This window comes from Borrelia puertoricensis (genome assembly GCF_023035875.1).
GTDB classification, from domain to species: Bacteria; Spirochaetota; Spirochaetia; order Borreliales; family Borreliaceae; genus Borrelia; species Borrelia puertoricensis.
Map to the genome: position 1 here is coordinate 133,321 of NZ_CP075379.1, position 17,981 is coordinate 151,301.

13 protein-coding genes are annotated in these 17,981 nt (G+C 29.7%); 2 read left to right on the top strand and 11 right to left on the bottom strand.

The features are described 5' to 3' along the window. Nucleotides 1-25 precede the first annotated feature (25 nt). Nucleotides 26-1,396 carry a histidine--tRNA ligase gene (gene hisS / locus bpuSUM_RS00675; RefSeq protein WP_247065317.1) on the bottom strand — a complete coding sequence of 457 codons (1,371 nt, stop codon included), beginning with the start codon at nucleotides 1,394-1,396 and terminating at the stop codon, nucleotides 26-28. Nucleotides 1,397-1,537: 141 nt separating this feature from the next. Here hisS and bpuSUM_RS00680 point away from each other — a divergent pair, with 141 nt between their 5' ends. Continuing rightward, a complete protein-coding gene (locus tag bpuSUM_RS00680) occupies nucleotides 1,538-3,415 on the top strand; it encodes a penicillin-binding protein (RefSeq protein WP_247065319.1) in 1,878 nt (625 codons plus the stop codon). Nucleotide 3,416: 1 nt separating this feature from the next. Here the strand turns inward: bpuSUM_RS00680 and bpuSUM_RS00685 are convergent, their stop codons facing one another. The 5 genes from bpuSUM_RS00685 to bpuSUM_RS00705 all read right to left on the bottom strand — a co-directional run bounded on the left by bpuSUM_RS00685 (nucleotide 3,417) and on the right by bpuSUM_RS00705 (nucleotide 11,215). Next, entirely contained in the window at nucleotides 3,417-5,309 is a 1,893-nt protein-coding gene (locus tag bpuSUM_RS00685) for an AMP-binding protein (RefSeq protein WP_247065320.1), read from the bottom strand. 146 nt (nucleotides 5,310-5,455) lie between these two features. Continuing rightward, on the bottom strand, nucleotides 5,456-5,749 hold the full coding sequence (locus bpuSUM_RS00690) for a PG0541 family transporter-associated protein (RefSeq protein ID WP_247065322.1): 294 nt from the start codon (nucleotides 5,747-5,749) through the stop codon (nucleotides 5,456-5,458). 102 nt (nucleotides 5,750-5,851) lie between these two features. Continuing rightward, entirely contained in the window at nucleotides 5,852-9,025 is a 3,174-nt protein-coding gene (locus tag bpuSUM_RS00695) for an efflux RND transporter permease subunit (RefSeq protein ID WP_347343287.1), read from the bottom strand. A 15-nt stretch (nucleotides 9,026-9,040) separates the two neighbouring features. Beyond that, nucleotides 9,041-10,018 carry an efflux RND transporter periplasmic adaptor subunit gene (locus bpuSUM_RS00700; RefSeq protein ID WP_247065324.1) on the bottom strand — a complete coding sequence of 326 codons (978 nt, stop codon included), beginning with the start codon at nucleotides 10,016-10,018 and terminating at the stop codon, nucleotides 9,041-9,043. A 12-nt stretch (nucleotides 10,019-10,030) separates the two neighbouring features. After that, the gene (locus bpuSUM_RS00705) at nucleotides 10,031-11,215 is read right to left on the bottom strand and encodes a TolC family protein (protein ID WP_430644640.1); all 1,185 of its coding nucleotides are present in this window, start codon (nucleotides 11,213-11,215) and stop codon (nucleotides 10,031-10,033) included. Nucleotides 11,216-11,409: 194 nt separating this feature from the next. On the opposite strand from bpuSUM_RS00705, the gene yidD reads away from it, so the two are divergent. Further along, nucleotides 11,410-11,703, top strand: a complete 294-nt coding sequence (yidD, locus tag bpuSUM_RS00710; RefSeq protein WP_247065326.1) for a membrane protein insertion efficiency factor YidD — start codon at nucleotides 11,410-11,412, stop codon at nucleotides 11,701-11,703. Here yidD and bpuSUM_RS00715 read toward each other — a convergent pair. The 5 genes from bpuSUM_RS00715 to fliD form a co-directional block, all read right to left on the bottom strand. Continuing rightward, entirely contained in the window at nucleotides 11,692-12,588 is an 897-nt protein-coding gene (locus bpuSUM_RS00715) for a glycine betaine ABC transporter substrate-binding protein (RefSeq protein WP_247065327.1), read from the bottom strand. The two genes, yidD and bpuSUM_RS00715, sit on opposite strands and share 12 nt — an antisense overlap. A 49-nt stretch (nucleotides 12,589-12,637) precedes the next feature. Continuing rightward, nucleotides 12,638-13,537 (bottom strand): ABC transporter permease, encoded by a 900-nt coding sequence (locus bpuSUM_RS00720; RefSeq protein WP_247065329.1) that lies wholly within the window; start codon nucleotides 13,535-13,537, stop codon nucleotides 12,638-12,640. A 6-nt stretch (nucleotides 13,538-13,543) separates the two neighbouring features. Then, a complete protein-coding gene (locus bpuSUM_RS00725; protein ID WP_247065331.1) occupies nucleotides 13,544-14,662 on the bottom strand; it encodes an ATP-binding cassette domain-containing protein in 1,119 nt (372 codons plus the stop codon). 129 nt (nucleotides 14,663-14,791) lie between these two features. Beyond that, nucleotides 14,792-15,796: a flagellin N-terminal helical domain-containing protein gene (locus tag bpuSUM_RS00730; protein ID WP_247065333.1), complete on the bottom strand. Its 1,005-nt coding sequence runs from the start codon at nucleotides 15,794-15,796 to the stop codon at nucleotides 14,792-14,794. Nucleotides 15,797-15,917: 121 nt separating this feature from the next. Next, a complete protein-coding gene (gene fliD / locus bpuSUM_RS00735) occupies nucleotides 15,918-17,918 on the bottom strand; it encodes a flagellar filament capping protein FliD (RefSeq protein WP_247065335.1) in 2,001 nt (666 codons plus the stop codon). Nucleotides 17,919-17,981 lie beyond the last annotated feature (63 nt).

Below are 17,981 nucleotides of genomic sequence, written 5' to 3' on the forward strand. Positions count from 1 at the left end.
GTATTAAAGCTTAAATAGCTTTAAGTTAAAAAGGTGTGCATAAAAATTTGTCATTACCCTTAATAAATTTTATAGCTTCATCAAAAGACAACAACAATTCTTCCTTTTTAGTCAAGTCTCTCACTTTCAACTTATTTTCTCTATATTCATCTTGACCTACAAAAATTAAAAATCTTATAGCCTTATTAAGAGCATATTCTATTTGTACCTTAATATTTTTACCCTCTTTACTCTTAGGATATACTTCACAAGCAATATTATTTATCTTCGAATAATCATGTCTTCTAAATTTATCCGCAAGTTTATAATAATAATCTTGTAAACTATCGTCTATATTAACAATTAATACTCTAGAACTGGCCTTAACCACAAACAACTTGATATAATTAAATTTCTCAATTTCAATTATATCTTGAATTCTATCTATACCAAAAGATCCCCCAACCCCTGAAACTTTTTGCAAAGAGCTAGAAAATAAAGATAATAGATTATCATACCTTCCACCACTACAAATACTCCCCATATTAATGCCTATCATCGTAGCCTCAAATACAAGCCCGGTATAATAATCAAGCCCACGAACTATCTTAAGATTAAAATTAAATGCATCTTGAATTCCCAATGCACTCAAATGTACAAAAATATCCTCAATCCTCTTAACAGCATCATTGTTCTCTAAAATACCTTTTAAGGTCTCCAGTTTATCCCAAAAAGTCCCTTCTAAATTTATAAACTCCAATATCAAATCAACATGAGATTCGTTTATCTGTACAAGCAAATTTTCTCTAACACTTTCAATCCCCATTTTATCTAATTTATCTATATTCCTTAAAATAAAAGCGGCTTTATCCTTTAATCCCAACTTATCAATATAAGCATTCAATATACCAATGTGAGAAAAATGAATAACAAACTTTCTATTAATACCTTCTATGAAATTTAAAAAAATCTCTTCAAGTCCACAATAAACAATAGATAAAATTTCAGCATCACTACGAAAAGTATCCTCACCTACTATATCAAAATCAAATTGCATAAATTCTCTATATCTACCCCTCTGAGTATTCTCACCTCTAAATACCTTGCCTATCTGAGATCTCCTGAAAGGGAATTTAAGCTTAGCTCTATTAGAAGCCATAAATCTTGCAAAAGGAACCGTTAAATCAAAACGCATAGAAACATCTCTATCCCCGTTATCTTTAAAACGATAAGTTTGTTTTTCTACCTCATCCCCGCTTTTTCTTAAAAGAAATTCAGAATACTCAAGAATAGGAGTATCTATTAAATCAAAATTATACGAAACAAGAACACTATATATTTGTTTTATAATATGAGTACGAATTAACGCTTCTTTTGGCAAGTAATCTCTAAAACCCTTTAAAGTTCTAATATCCACTATATTTAAACCTCTATTAATTTCAAATTTAATTTTTTCATAATATAATATTATAAATATGAAAAAAAATTAATCAAACACTAATACTAAAATCATCAACTGTAAAATATTTACTATAATTAAGGAGCATCTAAATATTTAATGCATAAAAAATTTGCTAGCAGCTTAAGATTAAATATAGTCCTCACAATTTTCCTAATAATAACGCTGTTAACCATTTATAAATATTTTGTGCTAATGTCCTCAAAAAACATACAACATTTTTCTCAAAATATAAACCATATCTCAAGAAGAGGCAACATATATGATAGAAATGGTAAAATCATAGCCTTCTCTTCAAAATCACATTCGGTCGGAACGGATCCAAACAAAATAAAAAATATTGTAAACACATCAGAAACTCTTGGTGCAATATTGAAAATTGATCCTCAAATACTTAAAAAAAAACTGTCTTTGAAAAAAGGATTCATATATATAAAAAGAAAAATAACAAGAGAAGAATCTGAACTAATTAAAAGAATTCAGTCAGAAGGAAGATTAAAAGACATTATACTTTATCCAGACTACACAAGAATTTATCCATTTAAAGAATTAACTAGCAATATTACAGGATTTGTAGGAACTGATAATATTGGACTTACAGGCATTGAACTTTCTCTAAACACCATATTGAATGAAGATTTTACAAAACAAAAATCTATAAATGAAAAAGTAAATACAAATAACATATATCTGACAATAGACATAGATCTTCAAAAGAGCATAAACCAAATAGCTCAAAAACACTTTAAAGAAAATAAACCTGAAAATATGATTGCCATAGTAATGAATGCTAAGAATGGAGAAATTTTATCAATGCTTCAATTTCCACAATATGATGCTAATTACTATGCAAAATATCCTAAAGAAATATGGAACAATTTTGCCACATCCCTAACCTATGAACCTGGAAGTATTAATAAAATTTTTACAGTAGCCATTCTATTAGACAGTGGATTATTAAAATCAAATGAAAAATTCTTAGATAACGGTATATACCAAAAAAAATTTAAATCAGGAGAAGTAGTTACAATTAAAACTCTAAATCCTCCTTATGGCTATATTGATTCCAGTGGAATTTTAATCTACTCATCAAATGTAGGAATAGCACACATTACAGACAAAGTAAGTAACGAATATTTCCATAATAAACTAACAGACTTTGGTTTTGGAAAAAGAGTAGGATTCCCTTTTCCCGGAGAAACAAAAGGTCTATTAACCCACCATTCAAAATGGTCTGGACGAAGTAAAGCCACAATTGGATTTGGACAAGAAATAGGAGTATCTGCCATTCAAATATTACAAGCTGCTAGCGCATTAAGTAATGAAGGAATTATGTTAAAACCCAAAATCATAAAAAGAATAAGCAACGAAATGGAAAATACAATTCAAGAATTTCAAAAAGAAGAAATTAAAAAAGTAATATCTAATTACACAGCAAAAGAAGTTCTAAAAATGATGAGAGAAGTCGTAAACAAAGGAGGAATTCCAAAACTAAAGATGAAAAACTTAAGCATTTCAGCAAAAAGTGGAACTTCACAAGTAATTGATAAAAACACAGGTAAATACTCGGACGAAGATTATACGTCCTCAATACTAGTAATATATCCTACAGAAGATCCGCAATACATTATATATATTGTATACAGATATCCTAAAAAGATAATATATGGAACAAGAATTGCTGCACCAATGGCAAAAGAAATAATAGAATTGATTGAACATCGCAATAATAAAAATGAATACAATGAAATCAAAATTTCTTCAAAAATTAGCATACCAAAACCTATAATAAAATATGAAAAAACAGAAACACTGCCAAACTTTACAGGACTCTCAAAAAGAGATTTAATGAAAATCTTAAAAAACTATACAAACATAAAAATCAACATAAAAGGAAATGGCTTTGTATACAAACAATCTAAACCACCTAATACAAAATTAAAATATATAGACGAACTTGAAATAATCTTAAAATAATTCAAGAAAATAAACTCTTTATCTCATTTTTATAAAAACTTAAAATATAATTACGCTTAACATCCATCTTAATAGACATTTCTTTACCTACTTCAAACGGTTTTTCTAAAAGAACAAATTTCAATATTTGCTCAAAAGGCTTAAATCCATTGGCTCTATTAATAAGCTTTTTTATCTCATCATTAATAGCTTTAAGAACAATATTATTTGCAATAATCTGCTGCCTATTGTGAGCATCAAGAATTTTTTGACCCATGCTTTCTAAATATTTATTTATCTCTTCAAAATTAGGAAGAATCAATGCACCTAAAAATTTTTGATCTTGACCCACAACAACAGCCTTTTCAATGAGTAAAGATTCTTCAAGCTTAATTTCAATTGGAGCAGGCTCAATATTCTCTCCATTATTTAAAACAATAGTATCTTTTTCTCGTCCTATGATCTGAACAACATTATCCTTTGATAACTTAACAATATCACCCGTATTCAAAAATCCATCAGCTCCAATAACCTGTCTTGTAGCATCTTCATCTTGATAATATCCAATCATAACCTGAGGACCTTTAATAAATAAAATTCCCTTGCCTGGTGTTTTAAGCTTATTGCCATTCTCATCCCTAATCTCAGCAATAGTTCCAGGCAATATCCTACCACAAGTACCAATCATTATCTTTTCATGTTCATTAGACGCAATACCAGGAGATGCTTCTGTTAATCCATAAGCATTCGCAAGCTCAATCCCAATTGAGTTAAAAAACCTAACAACAGATAAAGACATACTACCCCCACCAGTGACCCCAACAACAAAATTATTGCCTAAAATTTTCTTTATCTTTTTAAAGATAATTAAATCTCCCAACACTCTAAGAGGAAATAAAAAAATCAGACCCAAAAGCCCTAAGATCTTTTTCATAGGAAATAAAAAATCAAATCCATTATCAGGATATAATCCTAAAATTATTCTATAACAGATATCATTTAAACATGCTGATTTAACAAAAATCTTAAATAACAATTTTGACAAAAATGGTTTCTTGGCAACCTCTTTAAAGATATTTTGCCTTATTGCAATCCAAAGCCTAGGCACGGCTGCAATATAATGAGGATTTATATTTTTCATATCATCAAGCATGTTTCTTGGAACAATACTTGAAAATAAACAAGTCATACCTTTAAGAAAAATATTATAAGAAAATGACCTTTGAAATGAATGCCAAATTGGCAAAATACACATAAATATTTGTCCCTCACTAGTATTAATCATTCGACTAAAACTAGACACCTGATAAAGAAAATTAGCATGAGAAAGCATTACTCCTTTAGGATTCCCTGTAGTACCAGAAGTATATATTATTGTTGCCATATCATCAGGATCAATATTACTCAAAATTTCAATAATCTCTTCATCTCGCCTTGACTTATCTCCAATTGAAATGCACTCTTTATAAGTATAAATTTTAAAATTACCAAACTGTATTTTATCTTTTTCATCTAAGTCATCAATAATAACAATTATAGGGTCAACTTTAAAGTCGATCTGAACAACCAAATCAAGAAGATTTAAATTTTCCACTATTATTATATTGGGAAGCACATTATTAATAATCACTTCGGCTTCCGAAAGGATAACATCAGCTCCTTTTGGAACATCTACAGCACCCAAAGCCAAAATCGCAAAATCTATAACACTCCATTCAATCCTATTCTCAGAACAAACAAACACTTTATCCTGATATCCCAAACCCATCTTTTTTAAAAATGCTGCAAATTTTAACACATTATTTTTTAAATCTTCATAAGTAACCTTGAAATAATCTTTGTTACTTCTATATATTTGTGCAACTCCATTGCCACGTTTTTTAGCAATTTCAAAAAAGTTTTTTACTATTGACATAAGACCCTACTACAATAACGAATATTATAAATAAATTATAACACCTTAAACAACAAAATCATAATTCAATTTTCATTAGCTTAAATTTGTCAATAGACAAAAAGTTTTATAAAATAAAACATGTATTACCAAAAATAAATAGAGATTTAGTTACCTATAACAAAAAATTTAATTCCTTCAGTAGGATACTCTTGATCCAAGATCTCAACAGCATTTCTTAATTTTTCTATAACAAATAAATTATCAGTATAAACCACAAGAATAAAATTTTCTTCAGGCCAAATTTCATTACCTTGCTTCTCACCTGTTTTCCCTTTTCCTTGAACATTATATATCTTAGAATAATATATACATTCACCTAAATCTTTTTCTATCCTATGCATATGTTCATGAATATCAAGCTCTAAAGATAGATTAGAGATTATTTCTGCTCTGTACACATACCCTCCTAATCTTAATCCTCGTCAATAAAACATCATTCGAACTACCATCAATATTACATTCCCTAATATTACTTTTAGAAATATCAATACTATTTGCATTTATATTTTATTTGAGCCCCCCCTACTTCTTCTCTTAAGCTCAATTTTGTCAACAGAAATCCCTGACTTAAAAGAAATAAAAGCTTTCATAGAAAGTTTATAAAAAATTTCAAAAATAATAGGAATAAAAAGTAAAGTCAAAAATGTACTAGCAACCATTCCACCAATAAAAGTAAAAGCAATTGGTTTTACAAGATCACTCTCACTTGAACTTGAGAATGCAAGTGGAAAGAGTCCTATTATTGATGTTAAAGCAGACATCAAAATTGGCCTAAACCTGGAGCGACCTGCCTCAAGCACTGCATCTCTAAGATTAAAGCCCCTCTTAAGCAACAAATTAATATAATCTACCAATACAATACCCGTATTAACAACAACACCAATAAGCATAAGCATACCAATAGCAGTAAAAACAGAAACCTTTTCTCCAGATATAAAATAAAACAGTACAACACCTATTAAGGTTAATGGTATTGTAAAGAGAATAACGAATGGCTTTAAGAGAGATTCAAATTGTGCTGCCATTACTCCAAACACAAGCAAGACAGCCATAAACATTATCACCCCAAAATGCTGCATACTACTTGTAAACTCACTGTATTCTCCTCCAAACTTAACCAACACCCCATCTCTCTGAGGAACCTTATTAGTTACAAAATCTACTACATTTGCTGTAATTAAAGCTAAATTTTCACCTGGAGCAATACCTGCTGTAAGCTTTACTACTAAAGACTGATCTTCTCTGGAAATCTCACCAATTCCTTTTGTTTTCTTAAGCCTAACTATTGAAGAAAAGGGAATTTGAACACCAGATGCATTTAAAATAGATATTTTATCTAAATCTTTAAAGCTAGCAATATTGCCTCTATCAAGCCTAAGCAAAATATCATAACTCACTCCACCTTCAATATAATTTCCTGCTGAAATTCCACCAATATTAGCCCTAATTTCTCTTGAGAGAGTTTCCATATTAATTCCATAAGAATAGGCCTTTTCTCTATCTATTTCTATATCAATTTGCATCTCTTCTAGTATATTAAGTCTAGGATTGACAAGACTAGGGAATCTTTTCTTTAAAAGACTAACTAAAAATTCTCCATATTCTCTTGCATACTCAAAATCCGAAGCAATAATTTTAATCTCAATAGGCGACGCACCAAAAGTACCTTCTCGTGAAGAAGTATTAGAATTAAAATCAGGATAAAGCCTCTCAACACGTTTATAAACTCTATATCGAACATCCTCTTCATCCTCAACGAATTCTCCATCAACTTCTTCCTTTAAAGGAAATGCAACATTAAAGGTAAAACCATTTGAATTTATTTCAGAAATGATACTCTTATAAACCTTAATTTCACTTTTTACAATCTCTAAAATTTTATCTGAATAAAACTTTGAAATTTTCAAACTTGTCTTATGAGGAAATTTAAAATCAAAACGAATTAAAGAAGAATGTTCATAGGGAAGAAAAGATACATTTAAAAGAGGAAATAACACTAAACTTAAAATAAAACTAAAGAAAATAATCAATAAACAAGCTAATTTCCAAGTTAAAACATAGTTTAGCAATTTAACATAAAATCTCTCTCCAACAAAATAAATACCATACAAAAAATCATCAATTCTTTTAATCAATTTATTTTTGATAGGCTTTTGAGAAGCAGTATAAAGCCCAATATAATAACTTGAAAGCACAGGTACTAAGAAAACTGCAACAAACAAAGAAGCTACTAAAGATATTACAATAGTAAAAGCAAAATCCCTAACAAAATCACCAATAACACCCAATTCAGCCTTAAAAATAAGCATAGGAGCAAATACACAAATCGATGTCAAGGTTGCAGCCATAATCGGCAACATCATTTCTTGTGTTCCAAGAATAGCAGATGAAATAAGCTTGGCACCCTTCTGCCTATATTTATATATATTCTCCATTATAACAATAGAACAATCTACAAGCATACCAACACTCAAAGCAAGACCTGATAGACTCATAACATTTAGTGAAATATTTGCAAAATACATTAAACAAAAGGTAATAACAATCGCTAATGGTATTGTGATACCAATAATAATTGTCGCTCTAAAGCTCCTTAAAAAGAAAAAAATAATACATAATGCAAGAACTGCTCCAGAATAAGCTGAATTAGCAACAGAAGAAATAGCCTTTTTGATGTGTTCAGCGTCATCATAAGAAATGTCTAAAAATATATCCTTTGGAAGTGAAAGCTTGATTTTTTCAACCTCTGCATTTACTGCATCTGAAACAAAAACAGAATTTGCATCACTCTCTTTTTGTATAGATATCACAATAGAAGGCTTATCATTATAATATACATAATCCTCTACATCTTGAGCAACACTCTTAACACTTGCAATATCTCTAAGTCTAACTTGAACAAATGAATTATCACCTAAAGAATAAATACTTGGTTTCCTATAAGCAATAACCACATTTTCCAAATCCTTAATTGAATTAAATCTTCCAGATACTTGTGCTTGATATTCCAAATCATTATCTAACATGTTACCAACCGAAAATTCAACATTTTGAGAAGAAATAAACGGTACTATTTCTGATAAAGTAAGTCCATATGCCTCTAACCTATTTTGCGACACTTCAATTAAAATATGCTTATCTCCACCTCCAATAACTTGCACACGTCCAACCCCATTAAGTCTTTCCAACTTAGGCTTAAGAACATTATCTGCATACCTTTTAAGTTCTAAGATCGGTCTATCTGAATACATAACAAACGATATTATTGGCGAAGAGCCTAAACTTCCTCTATAAATCCTAGGTAAGCTTGCTTCTTTTGGTAAACTTCTTTTTGAAATCTCAAGTGCATCTCTTATTTCATTCAAAGCCAAATCTAAATTAGTTCCATGATAAAACTGAAGATTAATACTGCTATGGCCCTTAAAAGAACTACTAGTTATTGTCTTTATGTTCTTAACTAAGGATAGATTACTTTCTAGAATACTTGTTACTTTTTCTTCCACTTCTTTTGCCGAACTTCCTGCATACTGAGTAGAAATAGTGATATAACTGTCTCCAATGTTGGGAAGCAAATCTATCTTTAATCTTGAAAAAGTATAAATACTAAGCATCATTAATAATGAAAACAATATTAACATTGTTATTGGTTTGCCAACAACTTTTTTTACTAACATACTTAACCTCAAAAATCAAACATTGTCTTCAACATCAAGCCCATCTCGAATATCAACTACATCTACATAAGCTCCATCAGAAAGAGATGAAATACCTTCAATAACAACTAAATCACCCTCATTAATACCATCCCGAATAGACATAATATTATCTATTTCAAAATTTATTAAAGGAAACACCCTTTCAACTGTTTTTGTATCTGGATTTAATCTAAATAAACAAAGTTTACCTTCCCTTTCAACAAAAGCATTGCTTGGAATTTTAATCACATTTTCTAAATGATTAGTAATAAGTTTGACCTTGGCAAACATACCAATAATCATTTTTCTTGTGTTATCCCCTATAGGTTCAAGACATATTGCAACAGAACGACTTTTAAAATCCAAAACAGGAGATATTTCTGAAATCTTAGCTTTAAATTTTTCATTAGGATAAGATTCAAGCTCAATAATTGCATCATTGCCAACTTTAACATCTAAAATATATTTTTCAGAAACATAAGTTTTAATCTGAATTACATCCATTCTACCTATTAACGCAATACTTGTTTGAGTCTCAACTGTTTCTCCAATTTTGTAATTAATAGCTAAAACATACCCAGAAATCGGGGCTCTTACTGGACTTTTTAAATAAAGAAAACCTGGTTTTGAAGGATCAAGTGTCGCAATAATTTGCCCCTTTTTTACATAAGTTCCAAGTTTCATATTAAGAGACACTATTTTACCTGTAATATTGGGAAATACCTCAACTTTAACTTTGGTATCTACATCGCCATTTAAAGAAATATAATTACTCAAAGCACCCTGCCGAACTCTCATTGCAACAACTGGAAATCTATAAGGCTCATTAGTAAAATCATTGGTAGTATTATTGGTATTAATATCTCCTTGTAGTTCACTCTCAGTCCCCTCATTACATGAAAGGACAAATAATAAAATTAAAAACAACAAATAATACTTAAAGCAACCTCTCATATTAAAAATCGAATTCATAAAAAATCCTTATCAATCCAACTTATTTATTAAATCTCTATACTCAAGTATTGCATTAGCATAATTTAGCTTATCTTGTATAAATTGTAAATCACTCTGCTTATAGAAAGCTTCAATGTCATTTAATTTAATAAGATCTATAGTACCCACATTAAAGGCATCAAAAGCTACTTGATAATTCTTCTTAGACATCTCCAAATTTGTCTTGGAGTTATCTAAAATAGACTTATATAGTCTTACACTTTTGCGTTTTTGAATAATATTAGATTCAAATTCACGAATCTTACTTTCAATTTGATTCTCTAAGAATTTTAACCGATAATCTCGTTCCCATATCTCTGTAAAACTTTTTGAAAATGGAAAAATTTCGGTAAAGCTATAAGTTAAACCCAAAGAAAAATGTAATCCTTGCTTAAATGAACCACTCAAACCATCACTAAAAGAAATGCTCCCAGGATTATAAGAAACTGAGAACGAAAACCTTGGCAAAAAAGCATCTAGCCAAAGACTCTCAAGAGTAGTTTTCATAATTTTAGTTAAATTATTTAACTCTCTAACTTCTAAATACCCATCAATATTTATGACTTCATCAAACAATGAAATGTCTAAGATTTCATCTGATAATTCTCCTATAATCTCAAAATCTTGCAAGATATCCAATCCTAATAATAATTTAAATCTTCCTTTTGTCTCTTCAAACTTAATAATTTGTTCATCTAAACTAGGCTGAAATCTAATATGCTTAAGCTTAGCATCAAGATAATCTATCTCAGAAATAAGCCCATTATGATAAGAAATTTTTACTTGCTCAAATTTAAGTTTGCTATTTTCAAACTGACTTTCCAACACTTTTAAAATACTTTTAAAGGCTAAAAGCTCATTATACATTTTAAGAACATTTAACCTAATATTTTTAATGACTTTTTCTCTGCCTATCTTAGCAGCCTCATAATTAAAAAAGGTAAGTCTAATGTTATTAACGATAGATGGGGATACTGAAAGATCAGCAGCAACACCAAAATTCAAGCCCCAATGTCCCCTCCCTTCTAAATTAGGCATAAAAGAGTTTTGCCTTGAAAAATTTGAAGAAAACCCTAAATTTGGGATCAAAAGATTCCAAGAATTATCTTTATATAATTTTTTTATCTTCTCTCTATACTCAGCATCTCTAGATTCCAAACTGTTCTCTAAAGCCATACGAATAGCATCTTCAACAGATATTTTAATAACTTCTGCATAAGAAGAAAAAGATAAAATAAAAATTAATACTAACCTCTTAATTATTTACTCCTATAAATATAACAAAATACTTATGTCTTAATATATTAAATTTAACAATACTGATAATAATTAACATAATAGTAGCACAATATTGTAATATTATTACACACATGCATATTTTCAAAAAATTTTTTATAATATTCAACTTGATACTTATTTTATTAATCAAAATATATCAAAACACTCTTTCCAAAATTGTTGGTTTTCACTGCATATATGAACCCAGCTGTTCAAATTACGCACTAGAATGTCTCAAAAAATATAACATCATAACAGCTCTTATTTTAATTATATTAAGACTGCTTAGATGTAATGCTCTATTTAAAGGGGGTTTTGAATCATTACCAACTGAAAAGCCAATATTAAATTCATTAAAAATCTTTAAAACAAGATTAATTAAATAAATTTTTATATTTATCTGGAACCCAATTTTTGACATATTCTTTATGAACATCAACGAATTCAACAGCATTTCTATATTCCTGTCCAGGCTCCTTATAATTTTTCTCTATTAAAGATAACAACAACTCATCACCCCAATAAAAATTATCAAACAAATAATAAGCATCGGGATCAGCATCTTTAAGTCCAATTCTAACAAGAGAATGAATACTCTCAGGACCTCCCATTGACAACAAAGGATCATCTAAAAATTTAATATCATATTTGGTAAATGCCCAATGAGGCTTCCATAAAGGAACTAAAATCCACTCATGCTTCTTAATGGCAGATTCTAAACTTGCAAGCATTACACTCTCACTTGAAGAGATAAGTTCATATTCTTTATCTAATCCATAACGCTCGAGGGTTCCTTCTACAGAAAGCTGCGTACCCGCTCCAGCATCTATGCCTACCATTTTATTTTTAAATTCAGCTCCTCTACCCTTAAGTTCAGAAATACTTGAAATTGTAACATAACTTGGCACCACAAACCCTTGTAATGTTCCCTCATAATTAGCACCAAGATCAACAAACTTATCTTTAAATTTTTCATAATAAAATTTATCGGCCGTAGGCACCCATGCAGATACCATACCATCTACCTGCCCTGATGCTAAATACTGATACATTATAGATGTTGTAACAGGTAATATCTCCACATTATATCCTATTTTCTCAAAAACAACTTTCATAATATTGGTAGCAACCGTTTCTCCTATCCAATTAACATATGCAATCTTGACTGATTTTACACTTTTAAAGCCACTATCCTTAGAATTATCATTCTTATCACAAGAAAACAAAATTAAAATAAAACTTATAAAAACAGATATCAATAAACCTTTCATAGATCAATTCTCCCACTACTACACAAAAATAAAATATAAAAATAAAATATTATTTATTATACATTTCAAAAAATCTTTTAAACTTATTTTCTTTTTTCACTCCATAATTATCAGTATTTAAGTAACTAAACTTGATAAAAATAGCCTGCATAATTCTATCTAAAATAATAGCTATTACTACAACAGCTAATCCAGATATTAAGCCCTCACCAAAATGCAATCTCTCAACAGAATATATTACAGTTCTACCAAGTCCTGATGAACCAACCATTGCCGCGATTACTATCATAGATATTGCCATCATTATTGACTGATTAATTCCCTCTATTATGCTTTGAAGAGCTAATGGCAACTGAATCTGAAAAAGAATACGAATATTACTACTTCCAAAAGATTTTGCTGCCTCAATGACTTCCCCTGAAACTTGAATAATCCCTAGTCTTGTATATCTAATAACTGGAGGCATTGCAAAAATTATCGTAGCAAAAATAGCTGAAGATGTACCCATACCAAAAAAAGGTATAGCTGGTATTAAATAAATAAATGGGGGCATTGCTTGCATTAAATCAAGCAATGGTTTTAAAAATACATAAAATTTTGAATAATATCCACCTAAAATACCTATTAAAATTCCCCAAATTACCGAAAAGAACACAGACACAAAAATAATTGATATCGTATCCATTGAAACTTCCCAAAGATTAAAATACAAAATAAAGCAAAAACCTAACATAATCAAAAGAGCTAATCTTTTCTTTAAAAATAAAAAGCTTAAAACACAAATTAGAATAATAAAAAAAACAGGATTAATTAAAAGAAACAACTTTTTCAAATTATCATAAAAAAAAATTACGATTTTCGCAAACCCTATACCGTTAGAATCCGAAAAATTGTCAACTAAAAAATTAAAAGCCTTATCTATATTAGCAACTATAAAATCTCTATTCATAAATAACTATCTCGCCAACAAACTAGCAATCTCCCCTAAATCAATGTATCCAATAATATCATCTTGTTCACCTTTTATAATCAAATAATCCAACTTATTTAAATACTTAACAACACTTTTGATCTCATCATCCAAACCTAAATTTAAAGAAATAAGATTATTACATTTTTTATTAACAGACAAATCATATAAATTAAAATTATTATTCTCTTTCTCAAGAATAACATTACATTTATCAGCATCACCATTAAGAATAAAATCTATTTTAATAATATCCTTAATTTTTAAAATATTTAAAACGGGAAGATTTTTAATAAAATTAGCTATAAAATCTGTTTTGGGATCCCTTAATATTTCTAAAGGCCTACCCACCTGAACAATCTCACCATCCTTCATAAAAGCAATTCTATTTCCCAATTTAAAAGCTTCAATCAAATCATGAGTAATAAATACAACCGTCTTTTTTAATTTGTCTACCAACCTTAAAAGCTCACATTGCATTTCTCCTCTAATTAAAGGATCAAGAGCTGAAAAAGCCTCATCCATTAAAAGGATATCAGGGTTAACCACTAAAGCTCGTGCTATGCCTACTCTCTGTTTCATTCCACCTGAAAGCTCATTTATATATTTATATTCAAAACCTTCAAGACCTACAAGTTTTAAAATATCAAGGGCTCTTTGAATCCTAATTTTTTTAGGAACATTCTTAACTTCAAGTCCATAAGTCACATTCCTTAAAACATTCATATGTGGGAAAAGTCCAAAATTCTGAAAAACCATGGCAAATTTATCTTTTCTTAAAGCAGAGAGTGCTTTTTGATTAATATCATTCATTTCTATATTATCCACTAAAATAGACCCAGAATCAACTTTGTGTATACCATTCAAACATCTAACAAAAGTAGATTTACCACAACCTGACATACCCATAATAACTAAAATTTCATTCTCATAAACATCAAGACTGATATTTGCATTTGCAATAAAAACAGAAGATTCTTTGTAAATGTCAGATCTATCTTTACCACTCTCATAACTCTTTATAGCCTTAACTATTTGTTTTTTATTTTTATTATAAGAAAATGTTTTATAAAGGTTCCTGACTTTAACACTAACCTTAGACAAAGCAAACTCCTAATGTAAAAACATTATAATTCTATATAAATCAATATTAATTATACTAAAATATCAGAATCTTGATTGACACAAATAAAAATAAGGGTCTTTTAAGAGACCCTTATTGAAAAATCAAATTTATCTAAGCAATGATAATACATACTGAGGAACTTGATTTGCTTGTGCAATCATAGCCATTGCGGATTGTGTCAAAATGCTGTTAGTTGTAGATGCAACAATTTCATCTGTCATTGTTGCATCTTTAATTTGAGCATAAGATGATTTTAAGTTTTCAATAGCATATTCTGTGCTAGCCTTAATAGACTCAAGTCTGTTCTGGAAAGCACCAAGATTTGCTCTTTGATCACTTACCATTCTAATAGCATTTTCTATCTTTGAAAGTGACATATTAGCATCAACAGTAGTTGTAACATTAACTGGAGAATTAACTCCACCTTGAGCTGGAGCTGCTGCTGGTGCTGGAGCAGCCTGAACTCCCTCTTGTTGTGCACCTTCCTGAGCTGGAGCAACCTGAGCACCTTCACCTGCAAAAAGGTTTGCAACATTAGCTGCATAAATATTAACAGCAATTGCTTCATCCTGATTTGCACCCACATGTACTCTTAATGTCCATGAAGCTTGTGATCCAGCTAATGATGCTGGTGTGTTAATTTTTGCAGGTTGCATTCCAAGCTCTTCAGCTGTTTTTATATTTTGAGCAGCTGATTTGTTGGACAACATATGCATTTGGTTGTACTGAGCTTGATCAGCAATTCTGTTGATTTCATCTGTAAGTTGCTCAACTTCAATTTGAATAGAACCTCTGTCTGCATCTGAATATGTACCATTACCAGACTGAACAGCAAGTTCTTTCATTCTTACTAATACTTTCTCTACTTCATTTAAATTCCCTTCTGTTGTTTGAATAAAATTTATAGCCTTTGAAGTATTTCTAGAAGCCTGAGATAATCCTCTAATTTGAGCATTAATCTTTCCTGCAACACCCATTCCAGCAGCATCATCAGATGCACGATTAATTCTATGCCCACTAGAAAGTTTTTCTTGAGTTTTGCTAAGATTAGCAGCATTAATGCTATTATTCCTTGAAGCATTTATAGCTGACGTATTATGATTTATGATCATATATCATTTCCTCCGTGACAAATTAATATAATTTTTTGATATTTTAGACAAATCCATTTGTCTTTTTAAAAGGATATCACAAAAACAAGAAAAAAATAAATACAATATTAATTTAAATTTGTTATCTGTTTTGCCTCTGTAGATTCAAAGACTTAAGGATTTCCTCTTGCTCCTTCATACGCTTTACAGTAAAATCCAAAGTATTAAGTTCTCCTTCAACCTTCTGTTCTCTTTCCTCATACTTCTTTTTATAATCTTCAACAACATTTTTCTGATTGGGAATTTTGAGATCATAATCTCTGATCTTATTATAAATAAATCCTCCAGAACTTATCAAAGGAGATAGATAATCGCCAAGCATCTTAGCAAGTCCATCATCATAAATGCGGTCATCATTAAAATCAACTGCAAAAAGTTCCTTGACTGAATTAATATTGCTTTGTATTATCTCATTAAATTTTTTCTCGTCAAGCCCTAAATAACGCGAAAGCCCCCCCGATGAAGACATAGAATTAGTAAACACCCCTATTTGATTGATAATTGAAAAATTAGGATCATTAGTCCTATATGCATTAAACATGATTAATTCTAATCTTGATCTAAGATTTTTTAATGCAAGCTCTGCCCTAAGGATTCCCAAATTTTTATAAGCTTCTTCCCTCTCTTCATCACTGAAATAGGACCATTCTTCAAGTACATCCGATTTTTGACCTTCCAAATTACTCTCATTTGAACTTACAATATTAATTTCAGCAAGAACCTGATTATAAGCTACCAAAAAATCTAATAAAAGTTTTTTAATTCCCTCATAATCAGGCTCAACTCGAACAACAATAGTATCATCCGATGCTTGTTTTAAATTCAATGTAACATTCGGAATTAAATCATTAACGGTATTCGAATCACGCTCAACATCAACTCCATCAAACTTCACCTTTGCATTTTCTGCAAAGCTCTTGGCATTTATTGGCAAGAACCCATCTCTATTCTTTGGATCAAAGATCTCAATATTGCGAATAACAAAAACCTTATTATTAACTTTATTTTCGATATTGATCTCTTTTAAATCCAAAAGTGAACCAATTTCAACCTCGACTTTTTCAAAATCACTTGCAACATTTATTGGGGGCAACTCCAAAGAATTTGTACCACTATGAATTTTAATCATATTAATCTGAATATACTTTCTCTCTTTCAAAGGAAGTTTATGATCAGATTCAAGATTAATTATACTATCTTCACCCTCAACCTTAGCACCCTCAAATGTAGCATCTCCAGGATTAAAAACAATCTCTTTTAAAATACCTTTATCATCTGAATCATAATATTTAATTTCAAATTTAATTTTACTTCTACTACTAACCTCAATATTCTCTGGAATACTTATTGAAATCTCTGAGAGAGGCTCTAATACAATATCATCCTTATCAAGAAAAATTTTATTACTACTACTTTGTTGATTATTAACGATTTCTGTCAAATTAGGACTAAAATTTGTTGTAAGCTCACTTAAAATACCTATCTGTTTAGCAAGCTTTAAAGCCTCACCTTTCATGATAAGTTTATTGTTCTCACCTTCCTTTAAAGACCGCAAAATCAACCTACTATTCCCATCACTATCACTTCTCACAATTTTAGCAGATAAAAATTCCTTGCCTCGATTATTAATATCCTTTACAAGAGAATCAATATCTCCATTATTCCTAATCTTAATCTCTTTATTACCAACTAAAAATACATAATCTCCTGAAGGAATACTAATATCCTTTTGTTTAAAATTCGCAGATAAAAAAATATCAGAACTTGCTATCTGATTAACATCAATTTTATAAGTTTCATTTTTAGCTCCATAACGAGCAGATAAAGAGAGAATATCATTATTACTAGAATTACCTGACATGTAATTAAAAGGACTATTAAGAGACATAATTTGCCTTGCAAGTGAATTTAAAGTAGAGATCTTTTTATTAATCATTTGCCAAGCTCGTTTCTCTTGCTCTAAGTTTTCAAGTTTTTTTACAGATGAATCTATCTTGGCCTTATCAGGTTTAAGCATCGATTCACGGATTTCTTTAGTATTATATTTATTATCCACACCTGGAACAAAAAATCCAGAAGACATTACAACACCTCTTAGTTAGAAATTTTAACATAAAAAACATAAATTTTTATACACAAAATCATA

Bases quoted from the DNA above. Each gene is read 5' to 3' on its own strand.
- bpuSUM_RS00720 (WP_247065329.1), bottom strand. From the start codon at position 13,537: ATGAATAGAGATTTTATAGTTGCTAATATAGATAAGGCTTTTAATTTT.
- fliD (WP_247065335.1), bottom strand. From the start codon at position 17,918: ATGTCTTCTGGATTTTTTGTTCCAGGTGTGGATAATAAATATAATACT.
- bpuSUM_RS00700 (WP_247065324.1), bottom strand. From the start codon at position 10,018: ATGAATTCGATTTTTAATATGAGAGGTTGCTTTAAGTATTATTTGTTG.
- bpuSUM_RS00730 (WP_247065333.1), bottom strand. From the start codon at position 15,796: ATGATCATAAATCATAATACGTCAGCTATAAATGCTTCAAGGAATAAT.
- bpuSUM_RS00685 (WP_247065320.1), bottom strand. From the start codon at position 5,309: ATGTCAATAGTAAAAAACTTTTTTGAAATTGCTAAAAAACGTGGCAAT.
- bpuSUM_RS00715 (WP_247065327.1), bottom strand. From the start codon at position 12,588: ATGAAAGGTTTATTGATATCTGTTTTTATAAGTTTTATTTTAATTTTG.
- yidD (WP_247065326.1), top strand. From the start codon at position 11,410: ATGCATATTTTCAAAAAATTTTTTATAATATTCAACTTGATACTTATT.
- bpuSUM_RS00695 (WP_347343287.1), bottom strand. From the start codon at position 9,025: ATGTTAGTAAAAAAAGTTGTTGGCAAACCAATAACAATGTTAATATTG.
- bpuSUM_RS00705 (WP_430644640.1), bottom strand. From the start codon at position 11,215: ATGGCTTTAGAGAACAGTTTGGAATCTAGAGATGCTGAGTATAGAGAG.
- bpuSUM_RS00680 (WP_247065319.1), top strand. From the start codon at position 1,538: ATGCATAAAAAATTTGCTAGCAGCTTAAGATTAAATATAGTCCTCACA.